This window comes from Enterococcus sp. DIV0183, from assembly GCF_050541505.1.
GTDB classification, from domain to species: domain Bacteria; phylum Bacillota; class Bacilli; order Lactobacillales; family Enterococcaceae; genus Enterococcus; species Enterococcus faecalis.
Map to the genome: position 1 here is coordinate 977,199 of NZ_CP172932.1, position 25,470 is coordinate 1,002,668.

Below are 25,470 nucleotides of genomic sequence, written 5' to 3' on the forward strand. Positions count from 1 at the left end.
TAGCAACTCCTTTGTTATACTTTCAAAACTTTATGAATCTAGTGTGTCTGAATATATTGTTCCACTGCGTCGAGATAAGGGATTCGCGGTGCGATTCCAAAAGATAATTCAATTCCTTCTTTCTCGATGAGTGCAAGCGGCATAGATTTTTTTCCAGTAACTGCTTGGTTTTTCCAATGCGTTATTAGATTTTCACCACTAAAAAAGAAGCAGCGTTTTAAGCTTGAAAACCATAATAGCACAAAACAAATCCCTTGTTGTGCTATACATTGTTCCATATGATCAATTTGATGTTGATGAAAATTTTTAAAGGGAAAGGACGTGGTATTTTTCGTTTCTTTCGCTTCAAAATCTATGTAACGGCCTTGATATACACCGTTATAATCAGTCGTTGAAGCTTGTCTAAAGTAGGCCTCCTTAATAACAGCCGCACTTCGTTTGGGATAATCTACTTTAACAATTTGAACAGGAGTGGGTTTCTTATGAACGACTGCTTGCTTATTCAATAGATAATATTGATTGCTTTGATTGATCGCTTCTTCGAAATCCATCCCACGATTACCAAATTCAACGGGGCGTTTCTTTTTTACTTGTTTTTTTGGTGATTGTGCTTCATGATGATTATAAGGTATTCCGTTAGGATAATGGAACGTCACGTTTATCACACTCCTAGCCTGTATTATACCAAAAAAAAGACCTGAAAGAAAAGGGATGACTTATGGAAATGATAAAAACCCTCTATGTCACCGGTTATCGCAGCTTTGAATTGGGGATATTTCAAGGAAAAGACCCGAAAATCACAGTTATTAAAAATGTCTTAAAAAAAGAGTTAGCTAGTTATATTGAAGCGGGAGTAGAATGGATTTTGATTTCTGGCAATTTAGGTGTTGAACTTTGGACAGCTGAAGTAGTTGGGGAATTAAAAACGGAATATCCAGAAATCCAGCTAGGTTTGCTTTATCCATTTAAAGACTTTGGCAATAATTGGAATGAACAAAATCGAGAACTGTTAACGAAAGCGGAAAGTTTGGCTGATTATATCAACTCAGTAAGTCACCAGCCCTATCAATCGCCAGCACAATTAAAAATGCATACAAAATTTCTTTTGGAACATTCTGGGGGCAGCTTACTTATTTATGACAAAGAGTACCCTGGCAAAACGGAGTATTTTTTAAAGGATGCACAACATTTTTCGGAACGAGAACCCTATGATATTCGCTTAATTACAATGGATGATTTACAAAACTCGGTGATTGATTAGAGAATCTGTTTGATTTTCTAGCTATTTTTCGTTACAATAGTATTTGTGGAACTATGAAATTTTCTATCGTAAATAAACAAATGAGGTGTAAACATGGCAAATTTAGTATATAGTCCTAAAGACATTTTACAAAAAGAATTTAAAACGAAAATGATGAACGGGTATGACCCAATTGAAGTAGACGAATTTTTAGACAATGTCATTAAAGACTACGAAGCTTATAATAAAGAATTATTAAGCTTGCAAGAAGAAAACAGCCGCTTAATGGCAAAATTAGACCAATTATCAAAAGCCCAACCAACGCCTCGTGTTGCTCAAGAAGTACCAAAAAGTGCAGCAGTGACCAACTTTGATATTTTAAAACGTTTATCAAACTTAGAGCGTGAAGTTTTTGGTAAAAAGTTAGATGAAACACCTTCAACACCTGTAACGCCCTCCGCACCGTCAATGACTGCAGAACCAGCGAACCATGATGTTGATAATGCACAAACACGTCAATTTTAACAAGACAATTTAAGTCAAGTTTTCACGAGGAACAAAAAGCATTTGTTAGAATAGCGGACACTTGTTGTAGTGTGTAAATTTTTGCTGTTCGTTTAAACAGATTTGTAATTTTCGGGTGATCGCGGTTTGCTTTTGCAAGCTGAGGAAAGTCCATGCTCGCACAAGCTGAGATGCTTGTAGTGTTCGTGCTTAGCGAAATCATAAGCTAAGGTACTCTTTTAGAGTAACGGCAGGAAAAATGACTAAGGTTTCGACTATGTCAAAGTATCCTTGAAAGTGCCACAGTGACGAAGCGATGTGGGAAACTCCATCGGTGGAACGCGGTAAACCCCTCGAGCGAGCAACCCAAACAATGGTAGGGGCGCTCTTCTAAAGGAAATGAACGAGTAGAAGAGGCAGAGTTTACTCTGCAGATAGATGATGACCGTCACCAATTTTTCCTGAAGAATTGGTGATACAGAACATGGCTTATAGAAAATTACAAGTAATTCAGGAAGACCTTCCAACGTAGTTGTGAAGGCTTTTTTTACGAAAAGAATAAAAAAATGTTAAAATAAAGAAACTGAGATAAAAGTAGTAAGCTGTCTGTTCTAAAGAGGCCGCGACAGGACCGTTTAGTTCAGAGAAAGCGGACAATTATAAAAAACAAGCGGAGCAGTAGTCGGCAGGACTGTTAGCTCCAGACAATAAAAAAGAGTCAAGAAGGAGTTTTTATGACGAAAGAAAAAACATTCAAACTTGTTGCAACGGCTGCTAGTGGCTTAGAAGCATTAGTTGGAAAAGAATTGCGTGATTTAGGGATTCCCTGTGAAGTAGAAAATGGCCGGGCCGTCTTTGAAGGCACTGTTGAAACAATTGCTACTGCCAATTTATGGCTACGGACAGCAGATCGGATTAAAATCGTCGTTGGCGAATTTAACGCCTATAGTTTTGATGAATTATTTGAAAAAGTTAAAGCACTTCCTTGGGAAGATTATTTGCCTTTAGATGCAGAATTTCCAGTTGCAGGTAAATCAATTAAGTCAAAATTGTATAGTGTTCCTGATTGCCAAGCCATCACCAAAAAAGCCATTGTTAACCGTTTAAGAGAAGTTTACCATCGTCCAGCGACGGTGCCTTTAACCGAAACAGGAGCTTTGTTTAAATTAGAAGTGGCTCTGCTAAAAGATAAAGTGACGTTGACGTTGGACACGACTGGACCAAGTTTATTTAAACGAGGCTATCGCATTGAAAAGGGGGGCGCACCTCTTAAGGAAAACATGGCAGCTGCTTTAGTGATGTTGACCAATTGGCGCAAAGATCGTCCTTTTTATGATCCAGTTTGTGGTTCTGGAACGATTTGTATTGAAGCAGCGTTAATTGGCCATAACATTGCCCCTGGCTTTAATCGTAGTTTCACTTGTGAAACATGGGATTGGGTTGATCCAGCAATTTTTGAAAAAGTACGTAACGAAGCCGAGGCAAAGGCAGACTACGATGTTGAATTAGATATCTGTGGTTCAGATGTTGATGGACGAATGATTGAAGTCGCACGGGCGAATGCTGAGGAAGTTGGTTTAGGTGATTCAATTACCTTTAAACAATTGGCATTAAAAGATTTTACAACCGAGAAGGAATATGGTGTAATGGTAGCTAACCCGCCTTATGGTGAGCGTTTAGGAGAAGAGGAAAGTGTTCGTCGTTTGTATAAAGAAATGGGCCATGTTTTCCGTCCGTTAACTACTTGGAGCAAGTATATACTGACGAGTGATCTTGCTTTTGAAGAATATTATGGTGCCAAAGCTACTAAAAAACGGAAGCTTTACAACGGAGCCTTACGAACAGATTTATTCCAATACTGGGGAACACGTCCACCAAGAAAACCACGGGAAGACTAAGAAAGCTGGTGTAAAAAAATGAAGGAAGCTGTATTTTTACAAGAAGTGAAAGAAATTCAATTACTAAAAAATGCCTTGACATTATTAGACTGGGATTCATCAACTGGGATGCCAGAAAAAAGTAGTCCTTTTCGAGGAGAAGTAGAAGGGTATTTAACCGGATTATATTTTGAACGAAGTATTGGCCCAGTTATTCAAGAAGCATTGGCCTATTTTGAGACACGCCCTGAAGAATTATCTGAATTAGGGAAACTGGTTTTTGAAAAAGTAAAAGAAGAATATGCTTTGAATAAAAATGTTCCAGCTGAACGTATGCAAGAATATGTTAAAGTATTAAACCAAGCACATACAGATTGGCTAAAAGCACGCGCTGCACAAGATTTCGGCTTGTTAGAAGAAACCTTAACGAAGGTCGTTGCGTTCCAAAAAGAGTTCATTCCTTATTGGCAAAAAGAAGAAAAAACTCCGTATGATGTGTTATTAAATCAATTTGAACCAGGGATGACGGTTGAGAAGCTAGACCAAGTATTCGACCAAGTAAAACAAGGGATTCAAGAGATTCGGACCGTTTTAGCAGAAAAAGGTACGCCGCCTAGAACTGACTTTTTATCTAGAAAAATGACCAAAGAACAACAACGCCGTTTTGTGATTGGTGTGGTTGAGCAATTAGGCTATGATTTTTCAAAAGGCCGATTAGATGATACAGTTCATCCATTTATGACAGCTCTAAATCGAAATGATGCGCGGATTACTACGCGCTGGGAAGAAAATAATTTCTCAATGGCAACATTTGGTGTGATTCATGAAGCGGGTCATGGGATGTACGAACAAAATTTTGATCCTAAATTTGACTTTACGCCGCTAAGCGAAGGTGCCTCTATGGGGATTCACGAATCACAATCGCTCTTTAATGAAATTATCATTGGTAGCAACCGGGCTTTTTGGCAAAAACAATACCCGTTTTTCCAAGAATGCGCAGAAGGTACTTTTGATGATATTGCTTTTGAAGATTTCTATGCTTCTTTAAAAGAAACGAAAGCAAGTTTGATTCGGATTGATTCCGATAGTCTCACCTATCCTTTGCATATCATTATTCGTTATGAAATTGAAAAAATGTTGTTTAATGGTTCTTTGGAAGTCGCTGATTTGCCAAAAGTGTGGAACGAAAAATACCAAGAGTACTTAGGCGTATCACCTGAAAATGATTTAGAAGGTGTCCTTCAAGATGTTCATTGGTCTGGAGGTAGCTTTGGTTATTTCCCATCTTATGCCTTGGGTTATATGTACGCCGCGCAACTATTTCACGCAATGAAACAAGAATTATCTGTTGATGAAATTTTAGCTTCGGAGGATTATTCTGATATCCGTAAATGGTTAACACAACATATTCATCAGTACGGCGCTTCACGTAAACCAAATCAATTAATTTATGATGCAACGGGGGAAGAATTGAATCCTAGTTATTTAATTGATTATATGAAAGCTATTTATTTTGATGTTTATCATGTGCAATAAGTGAAACAAGCAAGGGGAAGTGGACAACAACAATGTTATCAATTCGTGAATATTTAGAAGCTGGTGAAACAACAATCTCAAACTTACTATTTGATCATTACCAAAAAATTGGTTTGAAAGATGATGAATTTCTCTTTTTACTGCAACTTTTTCGTTCGCAAAATGCAGGCGATTTATTTCCAGACTTAATGGCGATTGCAGAGACGATGGGCAAAACGCCAGATACGATTTATAAGTTATTAAATCAATTGGTTTCTCGCGGATTTATTCGAATTGAAACACAACAAAACCAAAAAGGTCAAATGATGGATACGTATGATTTACTGCCTGTTTTTCAAAAGATTCAATTATTTTTACAAACGAGCAAAGAAAAACAAGTTGTCGCAAACCACGAAGATGAAATTAAACAGCTTTACCAAGGCTTTGAAAAAGAATTCGGACGTCCACTTTCACCCATTGAATTAGAAATGATTGGTCAGTGGTTGAACACGGACCATTATTCCCCTGAGTTAATCCGGTTAGCGTTGCGAGAAGCTGTTTTAAATCAGGCGTATAGTTTGAAATATATTGATCGTATTTTACTTGCGTGGGAGCGTAAAAATATTACCACCAAAGAACAAGTTGCTGCTGATCAGAAAAAACGAAAAGATTCTATGATTCAAAATGAGATTGAACAACAAGGTCAGACACAAGAATCGTTACCAAAGGTTACATTACACAATTGGTTAAATCCAGAAGACAGTGAATAAAAAGGAGGTGGGCCATGCTATCAAAAGAGAAAACAATGGAAGCTATTGAAATTATGTATGAGATGTTTCCAAATGCAGAATGTGAATTAAAACATAAGAATCCTTTTGAATTATTAATTGCTGTGATTTTAAGTGCGCAAGCAACCGATGTATCGGTAAATAAAGCGACTCCTGGTTTATTCGCAGCTTTTCCAACACCAGAAGCTTTAGCAGCTGCGCCGGTGGAGGAGATTATTGCTAAAATAAAAACCATTGGCTTATATCGCAATAAAGCAAAAAATATTAAAGCGTGCGCACAACAACTTTTAGAACGTTTCAATGGAGAAGTTCCGCAAACCAGAGATGAACTGGTCAGTTTACCTGGCGTGGGGAGAAAAACAGCCAATGTAGTAATGGGAGATGCTTTCGGCGAACCGGCTTTTGCAGTAGATACACATGTGGAACGAGTGTCCAAGCGCCTTAGAATTTGTAAGCTAAATGCGAATGTTACTGAAGTTGAGCAAACCTTAATGCGTAAAGTTCCGAAAGAACTCTGGGTGAAAACGCACCATACCATGATTTTCTTTGGGCGTTATCACTGCCTAGCAAGAGCGCCTAAATGTGAAGCCTGTCCGCTACTCTATATGTGTCAAGAAGGCAAAGAACGGATGAAAGGGAAATAACACATTTTTTCCTAAAAAAGCGAGCCACAAGTCCAACCGACTTGTGGCTCGCTTTCTTTTTTTGATTTTTAAGAAACGCAACAAATGATTGCGGTTTCTTAAAAATTGATTTAGTATAGATAGTGTGGTATATACTAGAAAATTTATTTTTTTGAAGAAAGATAGGCGATGAAATGACAGAAAATGCACCCAAATTTAAGCAAATTTCTGCAGAAATTGAAAAGAAGATTCGAGACGGTCTGTATGTAAGTGCACAAAAATTACCTTCAGAATATGATTTAGCTAAAGAATATAACTGCAGTCGCTTGACCATCCGTAAAGCGATTGATGATTTGATCCGCAAAAATATTTTGGTAAAACGACATGGTAAAGGTAGTTATGTGATGTCGCAAGCGAAAATTCAAAGTGGTCGCGCTGGCTTACAAGGTTTTACTGAGGCAGCCAAAGCTTACGGGAAAAAAAGCCAGACAGAAGTCATTTCCTTTGAAGAAGTAGTACATCCCGCTGAGAAAATTCGGGAGGCGCTCCAAGTAGGCAAAAATGAGGCAATTTATGAACTGATTCGCCGCCGAATGTTAGACGGCGAACCAATGACAGTTGAAAAAATTTATTTGCCACAGGCATACGTACAAGGCCATACGAAGCAAGACTTCGAGGGCTCTCTTTTCTGCTTAATCGAGAAGAACGTCGAGATTGCTTATTCGCATCAAGAAATTGAAGCAATCTTAGTTGAAGCGGAAATTTCAGAATTATTGAATGTTCCTGTGGGCCAACCACTTTTACAAGTCCACTCTATCACCTATGCGCTTGATGCAACTCCTATTTTATATGATGTCTCTTTATATCGAGCAGATCGGTACACGTTTAAAAACACACTGACCCGCTATAGCCCGTCTGAAAACAACCAAGTGGAGCTAGGAGGTTCTTGGAACGAATGAAGATCAAAGAAGAAATAGCCGCTCAAAAAGATTTATTTTATGAAGACTTAAACAAAATTATCGCGATTCGAAGTGTGAAAGGGTCGCCTAAAAAAGAGGCACCTTTTGGCGAAGGACCGAAAAGAGCCTTGGAAGAAACGCTGAAACTTGCAGAGCGTTATGGTTTTCAAACTGGGATTGTCAATGACGCAGTTGGCTATGCGCAATGGGGAACAGCGGAAGAATATCTGGGAATTATTGGTCATTTAGATGTAGTACCAGAAGGTTCTGGTTGGTCAGTGCCGCCCTTTCAATTAACGAAAAAAAATCAACGTTTGTATGGTAGAGGAATTCTAGATAATAAAGGTCCTATCTTGGCTTGCCTGTATGGAATGAAATTACTGAAAGAACTTGGTTACCAACCAAAGAAAACCATTCGCTTAATGTTTGGCACGGATGAAGAAAGTGGGAGTGGAGATATCCCCTTATATTTAGAGAAGGAAAACGCACCCGTTTTTGGATTTACTCCAGATTGTAAATATCCAGTAGTTTATGGGGAGCGAGGGATTGTTAATTATGAGATCACAACGACCATCCCAGATGATTCAAGTGAACAAATTGGTCAGATTATAGGTGATCAAGCAAAAGACCACGTACCTGATCAATTAAGTGTGGTGATTGCGGGAAAAACAACAGCAATCACGGGAAAACGTGCTCCTTCCAATGCGCCAGAACTAGGCAAGAACGCGATTACTTTATTGGCACAGAAAATTAGCGAGGAACAGTTAGTCAAAGGAAATTTATTACAGTATTTCGACTGGTTAACCGCTAGTTTTCACGAAAAGCACTATGGCGAAGGAGTAGCTCTGGACTTTAAGGATCAGGATAGTGGGCAATTGATTTTAACGCCCTATGCGTTGGAAAAAAGAGGACAGCAATTGGTGTTATCATTGGCCGTGCGTTATACTGTTTCTATTACAGAAAACGAAGTAACCACGCAGCTAACGAAGGCACTATTTCCAGAAAGTGAAGTGACCGTCATCCGCCGCCTCCCTAGTACGCTGTTTCCAAAAGATGAGCGCAATGTTCAAAAATTAACCAAGGTTTATGAACAAATTACTGGCTTAGATGGGACGCCAGTCACAACTACAGGTGCTACGTATGCTCGCTTTATGCCGAATATCGTTGCTTTTGGTCCATCATTTCCTGGTCAAAAAGGCATTGCGCATAACCAAGATGAATATATGGATGAAAAAGATTTACTGCTTAATCTGGAAATCTATATGCAAGCGATGATTGCATTAACAGAAGCATAAAACCAATAGAAGATACACGTATGAGAAGAAGCCAATGTGTTTCGTAGAGGTCGCATACGTGTATCTTCTATTTTTCTGTATAAAATTTCATTTTCAGTATATACAAAACAGTATATACTAGTTTATAATGGTGGAGAAATGTAAGCGTTAACGAAAGGGCGGATGGAAAATGACTTGGGGTGCAATTGCGACATGGCGGATGGCACATGATGGGTTACTAAAAGCTACAGAAGAATTACAACAAGGAGGTGCTGCAGGCACGGCCGTGGAACAATTAATTAAAGAAGTAGAAGACTATCCTTTTTATAAGTCAGTGGGCTACGGCGGTTTACCTAATGAGGAAGGGATTTTAGAAATGGATGCTGCCTATATGGATGGAGACACATTTGCAATTGGTGCTGTGGCGGGAATTACAGATGTTAAAAATCCGATTTCAGTGGCTAAAGCATTAAGTAAAGAGAAGTTTAATAGTTTTCGTGTTGGCGCAGGTGCAACGAAATATTCAATGTTGCACGGTTTTGAAAGAAAGAATATGTTGACAGAACGCGCTAATCAATGGTGGCAAAAGCGTTTAAAAGAAATTCAGGAAAATCAGTTGAACCCCTATGATGGGCATGATACTGTCGGCGCTATTACGTTAGACCAAACAGGATCAATGGCAGCTGGCACTTCCAGTTCGGGACTCTTCATGAAAAAAGCAGGACGTGTTGGCGATTCACCACTGTCAGGTTCTGGTTTTTATGTTGATAGCGAAATTGGTGGTGCTGCGGCTACAGGCTTAGGTGAAGATTTAATGAAAGGCTGTCTTTCTTATGAAATCGTTCGTTTAATGGGGGAAGGGCGCTCGCCACAACAAGCATGTGATCAAGCCGTCTATGCTTTTCATGAAAAATTGACCCAACGTTATGGGAAAGCAGGAGCTTTTTCACTAGTGGCCATGAACAAACAGGGAGACTGGGGCGTAGCTACGAATGTGGAATTTACTTTTACGGTTGGTACTGATATGCAGCAACCAGAAATCTATATTGCAAATCCAGGCAAGAATCATACCACAGAGATTCAGCCGATTTCACAAGAATGGTTAGCGGCCTATGAAAAAAGAATCAAAGCACCAATTGAATAAATGAGGAGAGTGAAGGAACATGAGTAAAAAACAAATTTATCTTTTTTGTGATGCAGGGATGTCTACAAGTATTATGGTGAATAAAATGATGGAAGTGGTGGAAAAACATCAAATGCCTTTAATGATTACTGCTTTTCCTATTGCAAGAGCACAAGAAGTGGTTGAAGCAGAGAAGCCTGTTGCTATTTTATTAGGACCACAAGTCCGTTTTTTATTAGAAAAAACAAAAGAACAATTTGCTCCTCAAGGGATTCCTGTCGCTGCAATTGCGCCAGAAATTTACGGCATGATGGATGGCGAAAAAGCATTGAAAGAAGCGCTGCGGTTAATTAAGCAAAATAAAAAATAATAGATAGGAGTGACGACCGTGCAAAAATTTTTGGATTGGTTAGAGCGCGTATTGACCCCTTTGGCAAAAGTGATAGGAGAAAATAAGTATTTAGTAGCGATTCGTGATGGCTTCCTTTTATCAACGCCCTTGTTGATTGTTGGTTCGGTCTTCTTATTAATTGCTAATTTTCCTTTGCCACAATGGGATACTTGGATGTCTCATTTGCTTGGTAAAGACTGGGCGACAATGATGTCTGTTCCAGCTAGTGCTAGTTTTGATGTAATGACTATTCTGGCCGTTGTCGGTATTGCCTATAGTTTAGGAAAACAATTCAATGTGGATGCAATGCAAGCAGGAATTATCGCATTGGTTTCATTTTTTATTGTAACGCCTTATCAAACATTATTTACACCGGAAAATAGTTCAAAGGTTTATGAAGTTACTAGTTTACCTTTAAAATGGATGGGTTCCAGTGGCTTGTTTTTAGGAATGATTGTCGCATTAATTGCGACTCGTTTATTTGTGGCCATTGTTCGTAAAGGGTGGACAATAAAAATGCCAGAAGGAGTGCCACCAACAGTGGTTAAGTCTTTTGAGGCCCTGATTCCGAGTTTTTTAGTTGTTACTCTCATGTTTTTAGTCAATTGGCTGGCTGCTTTAACTCCTTATGGTAATTTACAAGATGTTATTTTTGAATTTCTACAAACGCCCTTATTGAGTCTTGGTAATACCTTAGGTGCAATGAGCATTGCTTATTTATTTTTACACTTCTTTTGGTTCTTTGGCATTAACGGAGGTAGTGTGGTTGGCGCAGTCTTTAATCCTGTTTTGCGGGCATTGTCTGTTGAAAATTTACAAGCATTTAAAGACGGTCATGAAATTCCCAACATCATCACTGGACAATTTCAAGATATGTTTGCAACATTTGGTGGCGCCGGTTCCACACTCTCATTAATCATTGTGATGGTCTTATTCTGTAAAAGTCAACGAATTAAAAAGCTTTCGCAACTTTCACTAATTCCTGGTGTTTTTGGGATTAACGAACCAATCATTTTTGGGTTACCAATTGTTTTAAATCCAATCCTTTTAATTCCATTTGTCTTAGTACCCGCAATTAATATTATTATTGCCTATTTTGCTATGGATTGGGGCTTAGTTCCATTGACGAATGGTATTCAATTGCCGTGGACGACCCCGCCAATTATCTCAGGATTTTTAGTCAGCGGTTGGCAAGGATCAATTCTGCAAGCTCTCTTATTGGTACTAGGAATGTTCATTTATTATCCTTTTATTCGAGTTATGGATGACCAATATTTACGTGAAGAATGGAAAGCACAAGAAGAAGAGAGTGAAGAAATTGATTTTGATTCCTTTGACTTCGATGATTTATAAATAAGGAGGAAATAGGCATGAAAAAAATCCTTTTAGTCTTAAACCACAGTTTAGCAGGATTTGGCAGTGATGAACAAGCTCAGCTGAAACCAAGTGGTAAAAAAGCTCCCTTAGGTCCAGGGGTAACATTGCTACCATTTTTACAGAAGCAAGGAGCGGAAATTGTTGCGACACTTTATTGTGGTGACCAATATTATTTGGAAAACGAGGAAGAGGTAGCAAAGAAATTTATTGGCTTTGCAAAAAAGTTTCATGCCGATGCGGTTCTTTGCGGACCAGCCATGCATTATCCTAATTTTGGAGAAATGGCTGCTCGTCTAGCTTGTAAGTTTAATGCTGCAGGCATTCCTGCAATTGCAGCGATGGCAGAAGAAAATCCAGCAGTTAGTCACTATTATCAGCAAGTACCGATTGTGAAGATGCCCAAAAAGGGCGGCATTGGTTTAAATAATTCGTTTAAACAAATGGCGCAATTGGTCGTGGCAAAAGCAAATGGAAAAGAAACCAAACAGTTAGAAGAAACAAGTTGTTTTTAATTGTTGATAATCTAAAGAGAAATCCAGAATGAACGCATGATTGTGTTCGTTTTGGATTTTTTGCTTTTGTTTAGCGAATGTATGTTCTATAATAGGGAGGCAGATAGGTGGGATTACGTGAAATCAACGAGAAAAATTGCGGTGCGTCAAGTGGTCGAATTTATTTTAAGGCGGGGAAGTATCGATTCTCGCCATGTGAGTGAACATACACCACAAGAAGGTAGTCGCCTTCATCGAATGTTGCAAAAGGAAGCGGGGAGCCTTTATCAAAAGGAAGTATCTTTAAAAATTGAGGTGCCTTTAAATGGCCATAATTATTGTGTAGAAGGTCGTGCAGACGGCATTTTTGTGAAAGAAACTGGGCAAGTGGTCATTGATGAAATTAAAACATCCGAACCAGCGTTTGAAGAATTGCCGCCAGAAAAGGTCGAATTGTTTTGGTATCAAGCGATGTGTTATGGTCACATGTATTGCCAACAAGAACAACTTTCTGAAATAACGCTTCAACTCACTTATTATCAGACCACCACAAAACAAATCACACGACAAGAACGCCATTTTACAGAAGCTGCATTAGCGGAGTTTTTTACTGATTTGATGAAGCGCTATGAACAGTGGGTAATTTTTAAAGAAGAATGGCGTATTTTGAGAAATAAATCATTAAAAAATCTTAGTTTTCCTTACGGGGAGTATCGCAAAGGGCAACGAGAATTGGCGGTAGCCGTCTATAAAACAATTCTTAGTAAACAGCGGCTCTTCGTGGAAGCACCAACTGGAACAGGCAAGACAATGTCCACTCTTTTTCCAGCGATGAAAGCAATTGGTGAAGAAGAAGGCGAACGGATTTTTTATTTAACAGCTAAGACCATTACGCGGCAAGTGGCTGAAGATGCCGTCAAAGCGCTGTCCGAAAAACAAGCGCAAACTAAGAGTATTACGTTAACAGCAAAAGATAAAATTTGTTTTTTAACTGAACGAAATTGTACACCAGAACATTGCCCGTTTGCTGACGGCTATTATGATCGTTTAAATGAGGGACTGTGGGATTTATTGCAACATGAAAATCATTTAACGAGAGAGGTTATTGAACGGTATGCACAAAAGCACCAATTGTGTCCATTCGAGTTGTCGCTAGATGCAAGTCTTTGGTGTGATTTAATTATTGGCGATTACAATTATCTATTTGATCCAACGGTTTATTTACGGCGCTTCTTTGAAGAACCCCAAAGTGCAGAAGAGAATATTTTTTTAGTGGATGAAACCCATAATTTGGTTAATCGTTCACGGGAGATGTATTCGGCCGCTATTTCTAGAAATGCGGTTTTGCAAATTCAAAAAAGATTGCAAAAAGAATCTGTTCAATTAAAAAGAGCTTGTCAAAAAGTCTTAACTACGTTTGATGATATTGAAGCAATCTGTGAAGAAAAAGACACGGATTTTTTTGCCCAACGTGCGCCAATTGATTCATTAGTTAAACAGATACATCGATTAACAGAAGTAATTGCAGAATGGTTGCCAGAAAAGCAACACATTGAGGAATTGGCGTCGATTCTCAGTTTTTATTTTGATTGTTTAAGTTATCTTCGAATCAGCGAGTATTACGACAACGGCTTTTATACGTCTATTTCTTTGCGAAACTATGACTGCGTTGTGAAACAATTTTGTGTCGATCCGGCTTATTTATTGTCACAACGATTAGATAAAGGGAAAGCGAGTATCTTATTTTCGGCAAGTTTAACACCTCTGAATTATTATCAAGAAGTGCTTGGTGGAGGTGAAGAAAGCCTACGTTATCGGATTCCGTATCCTTTTCCGGAAGAAAATCAATTGTTGATGATTGGTAGTCATCTTCAAACAACCTATAAAAACCGTGAAAAAAGTTATCCACAGATTAGTGAACTTTTAGGGAAGTTAAGTGAAACAAAAACAGGTAATTATTTAATTTTCTTTCCTTCCTACGCCTATATGGATGATGTCTATCAAGTATTTAGCCAACGTTACCCGCAAGTAAAAACTCAAATTCAGGGAACGGACTTAAACGAAAAAGAGCGAGAAGCATTTTTAGCTGAATTTAAAGAGAATCCTCAAGAAACTTTCATCGGTTTTTGTGTTTTAGGTGGTATATTTTCAGAAGGAATTGACTTGAAAGGTACCCGATTGATTGGTACGATAATTGTTAGTGTCGGGCTACCACAAATGAACCCAGAGCAAGAACTGATTCGCACTTTTTATCAAGAAGAGCGAGGGCAAGGGTTTCAATTTGCGTATCAAATTCCTGGCATGAATAAAGTCTTGCAAGCGGCTGGACGTGTCATTCGAGATGCGCAAGATAAAGGCTTTGTGTTGTTATTAGACGAACGATTTGAATTACCAAGTGTCCAGCGTTTCTTTCCGCCGCATTGGTTGGCGCATCGAAAGGCAAACACCAATGAACAACTCATTCAACAAGTGAAACAATTTTGGTTAAAAAATAAAGAAAACAAAGGAGGAAACAAATGAAGACCATTTTAGTCCTTCATACAGGTGGGACCATTTCCATGTCGAAAGTAGCAGGAGGAAGTGTTGCCCCGAATGAAAAAAATCCGTTGATGGAACAAGAAGCATTATTTTCTGGCAAGGTTCATTTAGTTGTTGAAGATATTTTTAATATTCCCTCACCACACATGACCTTAGAACGGATGTTTCAATTAAAAGAACGGATTCAAAAAGCTTATTCTGAACCAATTGATGGCGTGGTTATTACGCATGGAACAGATACATTAGAAGAAACTGCTTATTTTTTAGATATAACCTTAGAGAAAAAAATCCCCATTGTTTTAACAGGAGCAATGCGGTCAAGTAACGAAATCGGTAGTGATGGCTTGTATAATTTCATCAGTGCTATTTGGACTGCTTGTTCAGACGAATCGTACGATAAAGGTGTTTTAGTCGTGATGAATGATGAAATTCATACGGCGCGTTATGTGACAAAAACACATACAACGAACGTAGCGACGTTTCGGACGCCAACTTTTGGACCAATAGGAACCATTGCGAAAGAACGTGCTTTTTTTGCGAAAGAGGTCTTACCGCAAGAAGTTTGCGATGTTTCTTCTGTGAAAGGAAATGTTCACGTAGTGAAGGCCTATGCGGGGATGGGTGAACGGATGTTTGAATTATTAAACACCCCAGAAACGGATGGGTTAGTAATTGAAGCGCTAGGTGCGGGCAATTTACCGCCAGAAACGCTCCCAGCATTACAAAAGATGCTAGACAACGGGATTCCAGTCGTTTTAGTTTCTCGTTGTTCCAATGGCATTGCTGAAGATATCTATGATTATGCTGGTGGTGGCGTTGGCTTGAAAAAAATGGGGGTTGTTTTTGCTCGTGGCTTAAACGGACCGAAAGCGCGGATTCGTTTAATTGTTGGTTTAAACAGCGAAAAAAATCCTGCAGAGTTAAAAGAATTTTTGGAACAGTAACTAATTTTAAGGAGAAAATAAATGAAGCTGTTTGAACGCATTCATCAAGATACTGAAATTCGACAAATTTATGATGCAATTGGTCAAATGGAAGATGAAGAAGCTGGGTGGGCATACCATAATTGGTTTCATGTAAACAATGTCGTAGCCATGACGGAAATGATTTTGAAACAACTTGCTGTTTCAGAGGAGTATTTAGAGGCGGCAAAAATTGCGGCACTGCTCCATGATGTGGGTGCGCTACAAGGAAAAGCAGGACATGCACTTCGTGGGAAACAATTTGCAGAAGCATATTTTCGTAAGCAAAAGATTTGTTTGCCTTATCAAGAAGAAATTTTATCTTCTATAGAAAATCATAGTAATGGCTTTGATTCGGAAGAGTTAATGACACTAGCGCTAATCATTAGTGATAAGTTAGATATTACAACCTCTCGTGTTGCAAAGGCTGGTTATTTCGTACCGGGAATGCGGCAACTTCAATTTTTAAAGAAAATTGAAATTATGCTTTCAGAACAAGAAGTTTGTGTCGCGTTTGCGGCAGAAGAAGAACTGGATTTAGAAGAATTAAATGCGTTTTATTTTATGCCAAAGGTCTTCAAAGCAATTGCCGCTTTTTCAGAAAAAATTCAACGCCGACCAATCGTTTTATTGAATAATCAAGAATGGCCGGTACCAAAACTAAAAAATCCTTCAACTGTTAATGAACAGTTGAAGGATTTTTTTAGCGATAATTATTAAACTCAAGAGCCATTGGTAAATCTAATTCTCGTAAAAGAGCCATGACTTTTTGTAAATCATCCCGACTTTTTCCAGTTACCCGAATTTTGTCTTCTTGGATTTGTGACTTAACTTTAATACCAGAGTTTTTGATAGCTGTGTTGATTTTTTTCGCATTTTCTTTATCAATACCACTGATTAAATCACCATATTGGCGAGCAGTACCGCCTAAGGCTTTTTCACTTTCTGAGAAATGAATATTTTTAATCGGAACATTGCGTTTGACTAATTTTCCAAATAAAATATCCTTCACTTGCTCGACTTTATAATCATCTTCAGCTACGACTACTAGTTTATCGTTTTCCAATTTAATATCAGCAATTGACCCTTTAAAGTCAAAACGATTTTTCAATTCTTTTAAGGCAATTTGAATTGCGTTTTTGACTTCCTCCATATTGACCTCTGAAACTACATCAAAACTTGCTTCTTTTGCAGCCATGTAAAAACCTCCTAAAATATTCTTTGCTTCATCATATCATGAAATAGTAAAAAAGGTTAGGCTAGAATCATTTTGAATAGAGAAATAAGAAGATCAGTTTTTAGGGATATCTTCCCGCATTCTTTCATGGAAACGTTGCAAAAAAAATTTTTTTCAATGTTCGCTTTTAGCCCCTTTTCTTTTAGGATAGAACCTGTTATTCTAAGTCAGAAGAATAGCGAAGGAGCGAAGAAAAATGAGTCGATTGGTTAGTACTTACCAAAGGAATGAATCGATAAAAAAAATAGCAGTGATGGCGATAACCGCTTTGACTTCTGCGGTCGGTTTGAATTTCTTTTTGATTCCGGCAAAAGTTTTTTCGGCAGGGATGAACGGAATTGCGCAAATCATTGCTACATTATTATATACAAATTTAGGAATCCATATTAATACAGGGATCTTCATTTTATTTTTAAACATTCCCGTCTTCATTCTAGGGTTTGTAAAATTAGGGAAACAATCAACGATTCTTAGTTTCATCAATGTTATTGGCATTTCCGTTGTCACTATGTTTGTGCCAATCGTAACAGTCACAACGAATCCTTTGATGAACGCAATTATGGGTGGTGTCTTAGTCGGCGTTGGCGCAGGGCTTTCATTGAAAATGGGCTTTAACACTGGCGGCATGGACATTATTTCACTGATTCTTTCAAAAACAACAGGGAAAACCGTTGGTAATTTTATGTTCTTATTAAATGGTATTATTGTGCTGTTGGCTGGTTTTGTATTTAACTGGGAAAGTGCGTTGTATACTATTATTTCTATTTACTGTTTGAGTCAGGTGGTCGACATGATTCATACCAGTCACCAAAAAGTCACAGCAATGATTGTCACCACGAGACCAGAAGCCGTTGCCTTAGAAGTTTCTCAACAAATCGCTCGTGGCATGACCTTGTTGCCTTCAATCGGCGGCTATTCAGGTGCAGAAGGTCGGATGATTATGATGGTCATTACTCGCTACGAACTCTATGATTTAGAACAAGCAGTTTACAGTATCGATGAGAATGCCTTTGTAAATATTTTACCAACACAATCGGTTTTAGGGCGTTTTGCCAATGAAGATGAACAACGGATTTTTCATAGTACAGGAACATTTCCTGAGCTTCAATCTTACAAGGTGAAACGTTATCCACCAAAGAAAAAATTAAAATAGCAAGTCGGCCTTCAGATCCCAAAGTGATAACGGGAAAACTGGAGGTTTTTTTATAAAAATGAAGGTTATGTGAAAGAATAGACAAAAATTTTCTGAAAAAGGGAATTTTACTAGAAAAGTGTCAGGAATTCTGCTAAAATAGAACCGTTGGTTAGGGAACACCTAACAAATAAAGTTTTTAAAAACTTAGGAGGAATTTTTTATGCCAGTAGTATCAGGAGCAGAATTCTTAAAAGCAGCACGTAAAGGCGGCTATGCAGTAGGTGGCTATAACACAAATAACTTAGAATGGACACAAGCGATTTTAGAAGCAGCAGAAGCTAAAAAAGCACCAGTTCTAATCCAAACATCAATGGGCGCTGCTAAATACATGGGCGGCTACAAAGTAGCTAAAGACATGATTACTAATTTAGTAGACTCAATGAATATCACAGTTCCAGTAGCAATTCACTTAGACCACGGTGACTACGAAGCTGCTTTAGAATGTATCGAAGTTGGCTATACTTCAATCATGTTTGATGGTTCTCACTTACCATTCGAAGAAAACTTAAAATTAGCGAAAGATGTAGTTGAAAAAGCTCACGCTAAAGGTATTTCTGTTGAATGTGAAGTTGGTTCAATCGGTGGTGAAGAAGACGGAATCATCGGTACTGGCGAATTAGCTGATATCGAAGAATGTAAACAAATGGTTGCTACAGGTATTGACTACTTAGCATGTGGTATCGGTAACATCCATGGTCAATATCCAGAAAACTGGAAAGGTTTAGCATTTGATCACTTACAAGCAATTGCTGAAGCTGTCGGTTCTGATGTACCTCTAGTATTACACGGAGGTTCTGGTATTCCTCAAGAACAAATTGAAAAAGCAATTTCAATGGGTATCTCAAAAGTTAACGTAAATACAGAATTCCAATTATCATTCGCTAAAGCAACGCGCGAATATATTGAAGCTGGTAAAGATTTAGAAGGTAAAGGATTTGACCCTCGTAAATTATTAGCACCAGGTAAAGCTGCAATCATCAAAGATGCAGAAGAACACATTGATTGGTTCGGTTCAGCTAACAAAGCTTAATCAACTAGTTACGTTAAAGACAGCCACAGCACGTGGCTGTCTTTTTTATTTTTTGTTATTTTTTCATTCTATTAAAATACCTGAGAAGTTTTCTTTTTTCTTAAGCTTGATTATGATAGAATGATTGGGTAGTTTATTTAGAAAACGTATATTATAGATAGGTGAGAATATAAATGAAAAAAATCGTAATCAATGGGAATCGTCCATTAAAGGGCGAAGTAACCATTAGCGGCGCCAAAAATAGTGTGGTCGCTTTAATTCCAGCTGCTATTTTAGCAGATTCGCCCGTGACTTTAGATGGCGTTCCTGACATTCAGGATGTTCACTCATTAATTGAAATTTTAGAAATTATGGGTGCTAAAATTACTTTTGAAAATAATACATTAATTATTGACCCAACAGAAGTTGTTTCTGTGCCTATGCCAAAAGGAAAAATCAATAGCTTACGTGCATCCTATTATTTTATGGGCTCACTTCTTGGTCGATTTGGGGAAGGCGTTGTCGGCTTACCTGGCGGTTGTTACTTAGGACCTCGTCCAATTGATTTACATATCAAAGGATTTGAAGCATTAGGCGCTCATGTAACCAACGAACATGGGGCGATGTACTTGAGAACAGACGAAGCTGGCTTACAAGGAACCCGAATTTTTATGGATATGGTATCTATTGGCGCTACAATCAATGTCATGTTAGCCGCAGTTAAAGCCAAAGGCAAAACGATTATTGAAAATGCTGCGCGTGAGCCAGAAATTATTGATATTGCTACATTATTAAATAACATGGGTGCAAAAGTTCGAGGAGCTGGAACGGACGTTATTCGGATTGAAGGTGTCGAAGAATTACATGGCTGTCGTCACTCGATTATTCCAGATCGAATTGAAGCTGGGACTTATTTAGCTATGGCAGCAGCTATGGGTGAAGGAATCAAGGTTCGAAATGTTATTTATGAGCATTTAGAAAGCTTCATTGCGAAATTGCAAGAAATGGGCGTTAAGATGACAATTGAAGAAGACATGATTGAAGTTCATCCGTCACATGATCTGAAAATGACGACGGTGAAAACCTATCCGTATCCTGGTTTTGCCACAGACTTGCAACAACCGTTAACGCCATTACTTTTAAAAGCGCAAGGAACTGGTGAAATTATTGATACGATTTATGCTCAACGAAATAAGCATATCCCTGAGTTAGTGCGGATGGGGGCTGATGCTTCGGTTGAAGGCAATATGATTATTTTAAATGGTCCAAATCAATTGCACGGTGCAGAAGTAGTCGCCTCTGATTTACGGGCAGGCGCTTGCCTAGTCACTGCCGGCTTGATGGCTGAAGGTACGACCACTATTTATAATGTAGAATATATTTTACGTGGGTACGACCACATTATCGAAAAGTTAACTGCTTTAGGCGCTGATATTCAAATGCTAGAAACCGAAGAACAAGAAGGTCCGTTTGAGGTGGATCAATGAGCGACTATTTAACAATGGCTGAATTGGAAAACAGTACGTTAAAAGATATTTATGCGTACGCGAAAGAGTTTAAAATTCCTTATTATAGCCAAATGAACAAAAAAGAATTGTCTTTAGCTGTGATTCGTGCACAAGCTGAGAAGCAAGGGTTTTTCTTCATGGAAGGAATTTTAGATATTGTTTCTCAGGATGGTTATGGCTTTTTGCGGCCAATTAATTATGGACCAAGTGCAGAAGACATTTATATTTCTTCTTCTCAAATTCGTCGTTTCGGATTGAGAAATGGGGACAAAGTAGCTGGCAAGGCGCGTCCGCCAAAGGAATCAGAACGTTACTATGGACTCATGCATGTTGAAAGTGTCAATGGGAAAGATCCTGAAGAAGCGAAAGAGCGGCCACATTTTCCAGCGCTAACACCGTTGTATCCTGAAAAACAATTAACGTTAGAAACAACGGCTGGCAGATTATCAACACGAATGATTGATGTATTTGCCCCAATTGGTTTTGGGCAACGTGGTTTAATTGTAGCGCCGCCAAAAGCGGGGAAAACAAGTGTTTTAAAGGAAATTGCTAATGGGATTACAGAAAATCATCCTGATGTGGAATTGATTCTGTTGTTAATTGACGAGCGTCCTGAAGAAGTGACTGATTTAGAGCGAAGTGTTAAAGGCGATGTGGTTTCTTCAACTTTTGATCAACAACCACAAAATCATACGCGAGTTGCTGAATTGGTTCTGGATCGAGCAATGCGCTTAGTTGAAGACAAACGGGACGTAGTTATTTTAATGGACAGCATCACTCGTTTAGCAAGGGCCTATAATTTAGTGGTCCCGCCTAGTGGTCGAACCTTAAGTGGCGGAATAGATCCAGCTGCGTTTTTCAAACCTAAACGATTTTTTGGTGCTGCCAGAAATATCGAAGAAGGGGGCAGTCTGACTATTTTAGCCACGGCATTGGTGGATACAGGTAGCCGAATGGATGATGTCATCTATGAAGAATTCAAAGGCACAGGCAACATGGAGCTCCATTTATCTCGTGAATTAGCAGAGCGCCGTATTTTCCCAGCAATTGATATTAAAAAATCAAGTACGCGAAAAGAAGAGTTGTTAATGACACCAGAACAACTAGAAGAAACGTGGAAATTGAGAAATAATATGTCAGGAGACTCGCTGGAATATACGGATCAATTCATAAAAATGTTGAAACGGACCCAAAATAATCAACAATTATTTGAAGTTTTCCATGATGTTTCGTTTGGCAAACAAATTAAAAGAAATCCAAAAAGATAATTGCATACCAACTGAAAACATGGTAAGATAGCATTGTTGTATACCGACAAAATAACTCTGATACAGCAAATGGATCAGGGCAAAGGAGCGAAAAAACGTATGAAACAAGATATCCATCCAAATTACCAACCAGTAGTATTCATGGATTCAACAACAGGTTTCAAATTCCTTTCAGGTTCAACTAAAGGATCTTCAGAAACTGTTGAATGGGAAGATGGCAACACTTATCCATTATTACGTGTTGAGGTTACTTCAGACTCACACCCATTCTACACTGGTCGTCAAAAATTCACACAAGCCGACGGACGTGTGGACCGTTTCAACAAAAAATACGGTCTCAAAGACGAAAACGCAAATCCAGACGCATAGTCTTTCAAAACATTGTTATGACAAGGTTTATAGAGGTTTTCCACTGTGGTGGGAAACCTCTATTTTTGTTGGATAGGCAGTTTTAAATTCAGAGAAATTATTTAAATATTATTTTATTTAACTGAAAGTATAGCTAGTCCGTATACCGTATAATTTAAATTATTTGGATAGTATACATATTGTAAAGTGCAATTGTCTTTTTAGAATCTTTAAGGTATAATTTGTTTTAATGAGTTTATATGTAAGCTTTTTCTTTTTAAAGACTTTGATCATATCTTTTTTATAAGAAAACTATTGTTTGTGAAAGGATATAAAAGTGCTAAAACAATTGTACTTAACAGTATTAAGATGGAGACCGTACAAGAATAAAAAAGTAAAAATTGTGTACATAATGAGTTTCCCAAGAAATGATGGACATTTAATTGAACAATTAGAACAACAATATCACGGAATGATAATAGTACTTTATACAAAAAATTGTCAATCATACGCAGCATCCTTAAATCAAAAAGGCATAAAGACGATACTTTTTGATAAGAAAACTTTGTTGATTACAACGGCGATTTCATACTTGAAGTCAGCGCCGTTAATTTTTGTAGATAATTATTTTCCAGAATTGGCAATTTTAAAAAAAAAGCAAGTAGTTATCCAATTATGGCATGCTAATGGGGCTTTAAAACAGTTTGGCTGGGGTGCTTATCACACGAAACATAGAAGTAGCAAGGATCAAATCAGGTTTCAAAAAGTTTACGATAAAATGAATTATTTTATCGTTAATTCACTAAAAATGGAAGCAATTTTTAGAAACAGTTATCGTCTCGAGAATGCTCAATTTTGTCATTTTGGTTCGCCGCGTCTTGCTTATCTTGAAAAATTAGAGGTAGGAGAAACAAATCAGAATAATAAAGTTTTATATGCACCAACTTACCGAGAGGGAATGAATGAAATGATGCTTGTGATAAATCAAGCAATGAAGGCTTTTTCTGCTATGCCAAATTTTCATTTTTATATGAAATTACATCCATCAATCCAGTTAGATGCCATTGAACTACCGAGAAATGTTTCTATTTGGGAAAAGCATATTTTTGAAAGCTTTAGTGAAATAGGCTACTTGATTACTGATTATTCGAGTGTGGTCTTTGAATACATGCATGTTAAAGAGCAACCGAACATTTTATTTTTTTGTCCAGATTTAGAAAAATACGCATTAAATCCTGGAATTGAGCCTGATTTTTTTGAATATTTACCAGGACCGTTAGTTGAAAATGAAAAACAGTTGATTGTGGCATTGTCAAATTTTTCAATAAATAGTTATAAAGATAATATTACTAGAATTAACGAAGAATGGAATCAATATCAGTCAAAAGAGACCATTAATAAAATAGTAGAGTTGGTAGAGAGAATCTTGGGGGGATTTTGTGAAAAGTAAGGTACGCACTGAATATATTGGGGGATTACCAGTTGACGTATTAACACATCAAGAAATTATGGATGACTTAGAAAGTTATCTCAAAGCTAAAGAGAAAATGATTGTAACTAGCGTTAATCCGCAGATTTCATTGTTAGCATTTGAACATCCAGAAGTTAAGTTATATTTGAAAAGAGCAACTCATCGGATTGCAGATGGGATAGGTGTGGTCAAGGCATCGAAGCTAATGGGTGGGTCTATTCGTGAAAGAGTTACAGGAATTGATGTCATGGATAATTTTTTAGAGTATGCAAATCAACATAAGGAACGAATCTTCTTGTATGGTGCAAAGCAAGAAGTAGTTGAAGCAGCAGCTAAAAATATTCAACGACAATATCCAGGGATTGTTATTAGCGGTATTTTACATGGCTATACAAAGAAAAAACAGCAAGAAATTGTGGAACAAATTAACAAAGCTGAACCAAGGTTTGTCTTTGTAGCATTAGGTTCACCGAAACAAGAGATTTTTTTGGAACAAACAATTGATCACCTGACAGCTAATGTATTTTTAGACGTAGGCGGTACTTTTGACGTATTAGCTGGATCAGTAAAAAGAGCGCCAGAATTTTATATAAATCACAATTTGGAATGGTTATATCGTTGTTTGACAATGAAGAGATACGATCGGTTAATGCAAATTCCTAAATATATTTATTTGACTATTAAGTATCGGAACAACAAGTCTAGGGGGCAGTAAATGATTATTTTGTTTATTTGGGAAAATGACTTAGACACAACTTTTTATATCGTGAAAATAGAGAAAGATGAGAAGTTCATTTTACGAGTACCACCTATTCACAAACTAAGTAAATTTGTTCAAAATAATCAATGGAATAGTTTGATAGAAGAATTAAGAAAATTGTCTTCATATGAAGTAACTGAGTACATAATTATAAAAAAAGCAATGCTTTTTTCGTATCTTTTTGAAGACGATAAAGAAATTGTTATTTCAAATCAAAGTGAGCGGCATCTAATAGATCAAAATGGCAAAGAATGGTTTTTACCAAAAGGAAAAGTTGCTGTAAATCAAGAGGTGCTTTCAGAATATCTTCGTTTTAGTCATTCAGATGCTGAACGTTCATTTGAGCATCAGGAACACATTTTTCGTTTAACGAAAATTAAATTATTAAAAGATAAAAATCCGTTAAAATTGCAAAAGCAGTTAAAGCAATTAAAAAAAGCTACAACAACGTCTTTCTCTATAAAATCTCTGAGTAAGTTATTACTAATTTATACTGCTACAGAAAATAAAAAATTTGATCGAAAAACCATCAAAGTCAATCAAGAGTAGCCTTTTTTCTATTCACAAAAATTGATAATTAACGAAGAAATATCAAAGTACAATGGAGGTTTTTATGAAAAAAATACTTACTTACGGCACATTTGACCTCCTGCACTATGGTCATATTAATTTGTTGAAAAAAGCGAAACAACAAGGGGACTACCTGATTGTTGGACTTTCAACAGATGCTTTTAATTTAGAAAAAAAGAAACAAAGTTATTTTTCATATGAAAAACGTAAACAATTATTAGAGGCAATTCGTTATGTTGATTTAGTTATTCCTGAAACTAGTTGGAAACAAAAAGTTTCCGATATTGCTGAATTTAAAATTGATACGTTAGTCATGGGCGATGATTGGCAAGGGGCTTTTGATTTTCTAGAAGTTGAAACAACCGCAAAGGTTCTTTATTTGCCACGAACGCCAGAAGTATCAACCACACAGATAAAAAAAGAATTATATTATAGTGAATAA

At 37.6% G+C, this 25,470-nt stretch carries 26 protein-coding genes and 1 other RNA gene; 25 read left to right on the forward strand and 2 right to left on the reverse strand.

Going from position 1 to position 25,470, the window contains the following annotated elements; translation table 11 throughout:
• Positions 1-38: 38 nt before the first annotated feature.
• Positions 39-656, reverse strand: coding sequence for a Holliday junction resolvase RecU (gene recU, locus IGK72_RS04930; protein WP_002388848.1), 618 nt, complete (start codon positions 654-656; stop codon positions 39-41).
• 62 nt (positions 657-718) lie between these two features.
• On the opposite strand from recU, the gene IGK72_RS04935 reads away from it, so the two are divergent.
• The 16 genes from IGK72_RS04935 to IGK72_RS05010 all read left to right on the forward strand — a co-directional run bounded on the left by IGK72_RS04935 (position 719) and on the right by IGK72_RS05010 (position 16,382).
• Positions 719-1,261, forward strand: coding sequence for a DUF1273 domain-containing protein (locus IGK72_RS04935; protein WP_070415908.1), 543 nt, complete (start codon positions 719-721; stop codon positions 1,259-1,261).
• Positions 1,262-1,354: 93 nt separating this feature from the next.
• Positions 1,355-1,765 (forward strand): cell division regulator GpsB, encoded by a 411-nt coding sequence (gene gpsB / locus IGK72_RS04940; RefSeq protein ID WP_002357990.1) that lies wholly within the window; start codon positions 1,355-1,357, stop codon positions 1,763-1,765.
• 107 nt (positions 1,766-1,872) lie between these two features.
• An RNA gene (rnpB, locus tag IGK72_RS04945) (RNase P RNA component class B) lies at positions 1,873-2,241 on the forward strand.
• Between the two features lie 237 nt (positions 2,242-2,478).
• Entirely contained in the window at positions 2,479-3,642 is a 1,164-nt protein-coding gene (locus tag IGK72_RS04950) for a THUMP domain-containing class I SAM-dependent RNA methyltransferase (RefSeq protein WP_002357989.1), read from the forward strand.
• Between the two features lie 18 nt (positions 3,643-3,660).
• Complete coding sequence (locus IGK72_RS04955) at positions 3,661-5,157, forward strand: carboxypeptidase M32 (protein ID WP_002360566.1); 1,497 nt, start codon at positions 3,661-3,663, stop codon at positions 5,155-5,157.
• 32 nt (positions 5,158-5,189) lie between these two features.
• Positions 5,190-5,906, forward strand: coding sequence for a DnaD domain protein (locus IGK72_RS04960; protein ID WP_002357986.1), 717 nt, complete (start codon positions 5,190-5,192; stop codon positions 5,904-5,906).
• A gap of 14 nt (positions 5,907-5,920) precedes the next feature.
• Positions 5,921-6,568 (forward strand): endonuclease III, encoded by a 648-nt coding sequence (gene nth / locus IGK72_RS04965; RefSeq protein ID WP_002357985.1) that lies wholly within the window; start codon positions 5,921-5,923, stop codon positions 6,566-6,568.
• A 173-nt stretch (positions 6,569-6,741) separates the two neighbouring features.
• A complete protein-coding gene (locus IGK72_RS04970) occupies positions 6,742-7,506 on the forward strand; it encodes a GntR family transcriptional regulator, LSA1692 subfamily (protein WP_002357984.1) in 765 nt (254 codons plus the stop codon).
• A complete protein-coding gene (locus IGK72_RS04975; protein WP_070415907.1) occupies positions 7,503-8,801 on the forward strand; it encodes a Sapep family Mn(2+)-dependent dipeptidase in 1,299 nt (432 codons plus the stop codon). Before IGK72_RS04970 ends, IGK72_RS04975 begins: the two co-directional genes overlap by 4 nt.
• Positions 8,802-8,970: 169 nt before the next feature.
• Positions 8,971-9,924: a N(4)-(beta-N-acetylglucosaminyl)-L-asparaginase gene (locus IGK72_RS04980; protein ID WP_002361636.1), complete on the forward strand. Its 954-nt coding sequence runs from the start codon at positions 8,971-8,973 to the stop codon at positions 9,922-9,924.
• Between the two features lie 19 nt (positions 9,925-9,943).
• Positions 9,944-10,273 carry a PTS sugar transporter subunit IIB gene (locus IGK72_RS04985; RefSeq protein ID WP_002357981.1) on the forward strand — a complete coding sequence of 110 codons (330 nt, stop codon included), beginning with the start codon at positions 9,944-9,946 and terminating at the stop codon, positions 10,271-10,273.
• An 18-nt stretch (positions 10,274-10,291) separates the two neighbouring features.
• On the forward strand, positions 10,292-11,647 hold the full coding sequence (gene celB, locus IGK72_RS04990; protein WP_002384702.1) for a PTS cellobiose transporter subunit IIC: 1,356 nt from the start codon (positions 10,292-10,294) through the stop codon (positions 11,645-11,647).
• 17 nt (positions 11,648-11,664) lie between these two features.
• The gene (locus tag IGK72_RS04995; RefSeq protein ID WP_002361637.1) at positions 11,665-12,183 is read left to right on the forward strand and encodes a GrdB-related putative oxidoreductase; all 519 of its coding nucleotides are present in this window, start codon (positions 11,665-11,667) and stop codon (positions 12,181-12,183) included.
• A 36-nt stretch (positions 12,184-12,219) separates the two neighbouring features.
• Entirely contained in the window at positions 12,220-14,682 is a 2,463-nt protein-coding gene (locus IGK72_RS05000) for a helicase C-terminal domain-containing protein (RefSeq protein WP_070415906.1), read from the forward strand.
• Complete coding sequence (locus tag IGK72_RS05005) at positions 14,679-15,644, forward strand: asparaginase (protein WP_002357976.1); 966 nt, start codon at positions 14,679-14,681, stop codon at positions 15,642-15,644. The genes IGK72_RS05000 and IGK72_RS05005 overlap by 4 nt, the downstream gene beginning before the upstream one ends.
• A 21-nt stretch (positions 15,645-15,665) precedes the next feature.
• Entirely contained in the window at positions 15,666-16,382 is a 717-nt protein-coding gene (locus IGK72_RS05010; RefSeq protein WP_070415905.1) for an HD domain-containing protein, read from the forward strand.
• On the opposite strand, the gene IGK72_RS05015 is transcribed toward IGK72_RS05010, so the two are convergent.
• Positions 16,366-16,860, reverse strand: a complete 495-nt coding sequence (locus IGK72_RS05015; protein ID WP_002357974.1) for a YajQ family cyclic di-GMP-binding protein — start codon at positions 16,858-16,860, stop codon at positions 16,366-16,368. The genes IGK72_RS05010 and IGK72_RS05015 overlap by 17 nt on opposite strands.
• Before the next feature lie 235 nt (positions 16,861-17,095).
• On the opposite strand from IGK72_RS05015, the gene IGK72_RS05020 reads away from it, so the two are divergent.
• The 9 genes from IGK72_RS05020 to tagD all read left to right on the forward strand — a co-directional run bounded on the left by IGK72_RS05020 (position 17,096) and on the right by tagD (position 25,470).
• Complete coding sequence (locus IGK72_RS05020) at positions 17,096-18,052, forward strand: YitT family protein (RefSeq protein ID WP_002381974.1); 957 nt, start codon at positions 17,096-17,098, stop codon at positions 18,050-18,052.
• A 202-nt stretch (positions 18,053-18,254) separates the two neighbouring features.
• Positions 18,255-19,124, forward strand: coding sequence for a class II fructose-bisphosphate aldolase (locus tag IGK72_RS05025; protein WP_002357972.1), 870 nt, complete (start codon positions 18,255-18,257; stop codon positions 19,122-19,124).
• Positions 19,125-19,297: 173 nt separating this feature from the next.
• The gene (locus IGK72_RS05030; protein WP_002357969.1) at positions 19,298-20,590 is read left to right on the forward strand and encodes a UDP-N-acetylglucosamine 1-carboxyvinyltransferase; all 1,293 of its coding nucleotides are present in this window, start codon (positions 19,298-19,300) and stop codon (positions 20,588-20,590) included.
• Positions 20,587-21,879 (forward strand): transcription termination factor Rho, encoded by a 1,293-nt coding sequence (gene rho, locus IGK72_RS05035; RefSeq protein WP_002357968.1) that lies wholly within the window; start codon positions 20,587-20,589, stop codon positions 21,877-21,879. Before IGK72_RS05030 ends, rho begins: the two co-directional genes overlap by 4 nt.
• Positions 21,880-21,978: 99 nt before the next feature.
• A complete protein-coding gene (locus IGK72_RS05040; RefSeq protein WP_002357967.1) occupies positions 21,979-22,248 on the forward strand; it encodes a type B 50S ribosomal protein L31 in 270 nt (89 codons plus the stop codon).
• Positions 22,249-22,564: 316 nt separating this feature from the next.
• The gene (gene tagB / locus IGK72_RS05045; protein WP_430608909.1) at positions 22,565-23,677 is read left to right on the forward strand and encodes a teichoic acid biosynthesis protein TagB; all 1,113 of its coding nucleotides are present in this window, start codon (positions 22,565-22,567) and stop codon (positions 23,675-23,677) included.
• Positions 23,667-24,413: a WecB/TagA/CpsF family glycosyltransferase gene (locus IGK72_RS05050; protein ID WP_002360559.1), complete on the forward strand. Its 747-nt coding sequence runs from the start codon at positions 23,667-23,669 to the stop codon at positions 24,411-24,413. Before tagB ends, IGK72_RS05050 begins: the two co-directional genes overlap by 11 nt.
• Positions 24,414-25,007 (forward strand): hypothetical protein, encoded by a 594-nt coding sequence (locus IGK72_RS05055; protein ID WP_002363732.1) that lies wholly within the window; start codon positions 24,414-24,416, stop codon positions 25,005-25,007.
• A gap of 52 nt (positions 25,008-25,059) precedes the next feature.
• Entirely contained in the window at positions 25,060-25,470 is a 411-nt protein-coding gene (gene tagD / locus IGK72_RS05060) for a glycerol-3-phosphate cytidylyltransferase (RefSeq protein ID WP_002384695.1), read from the forward strand.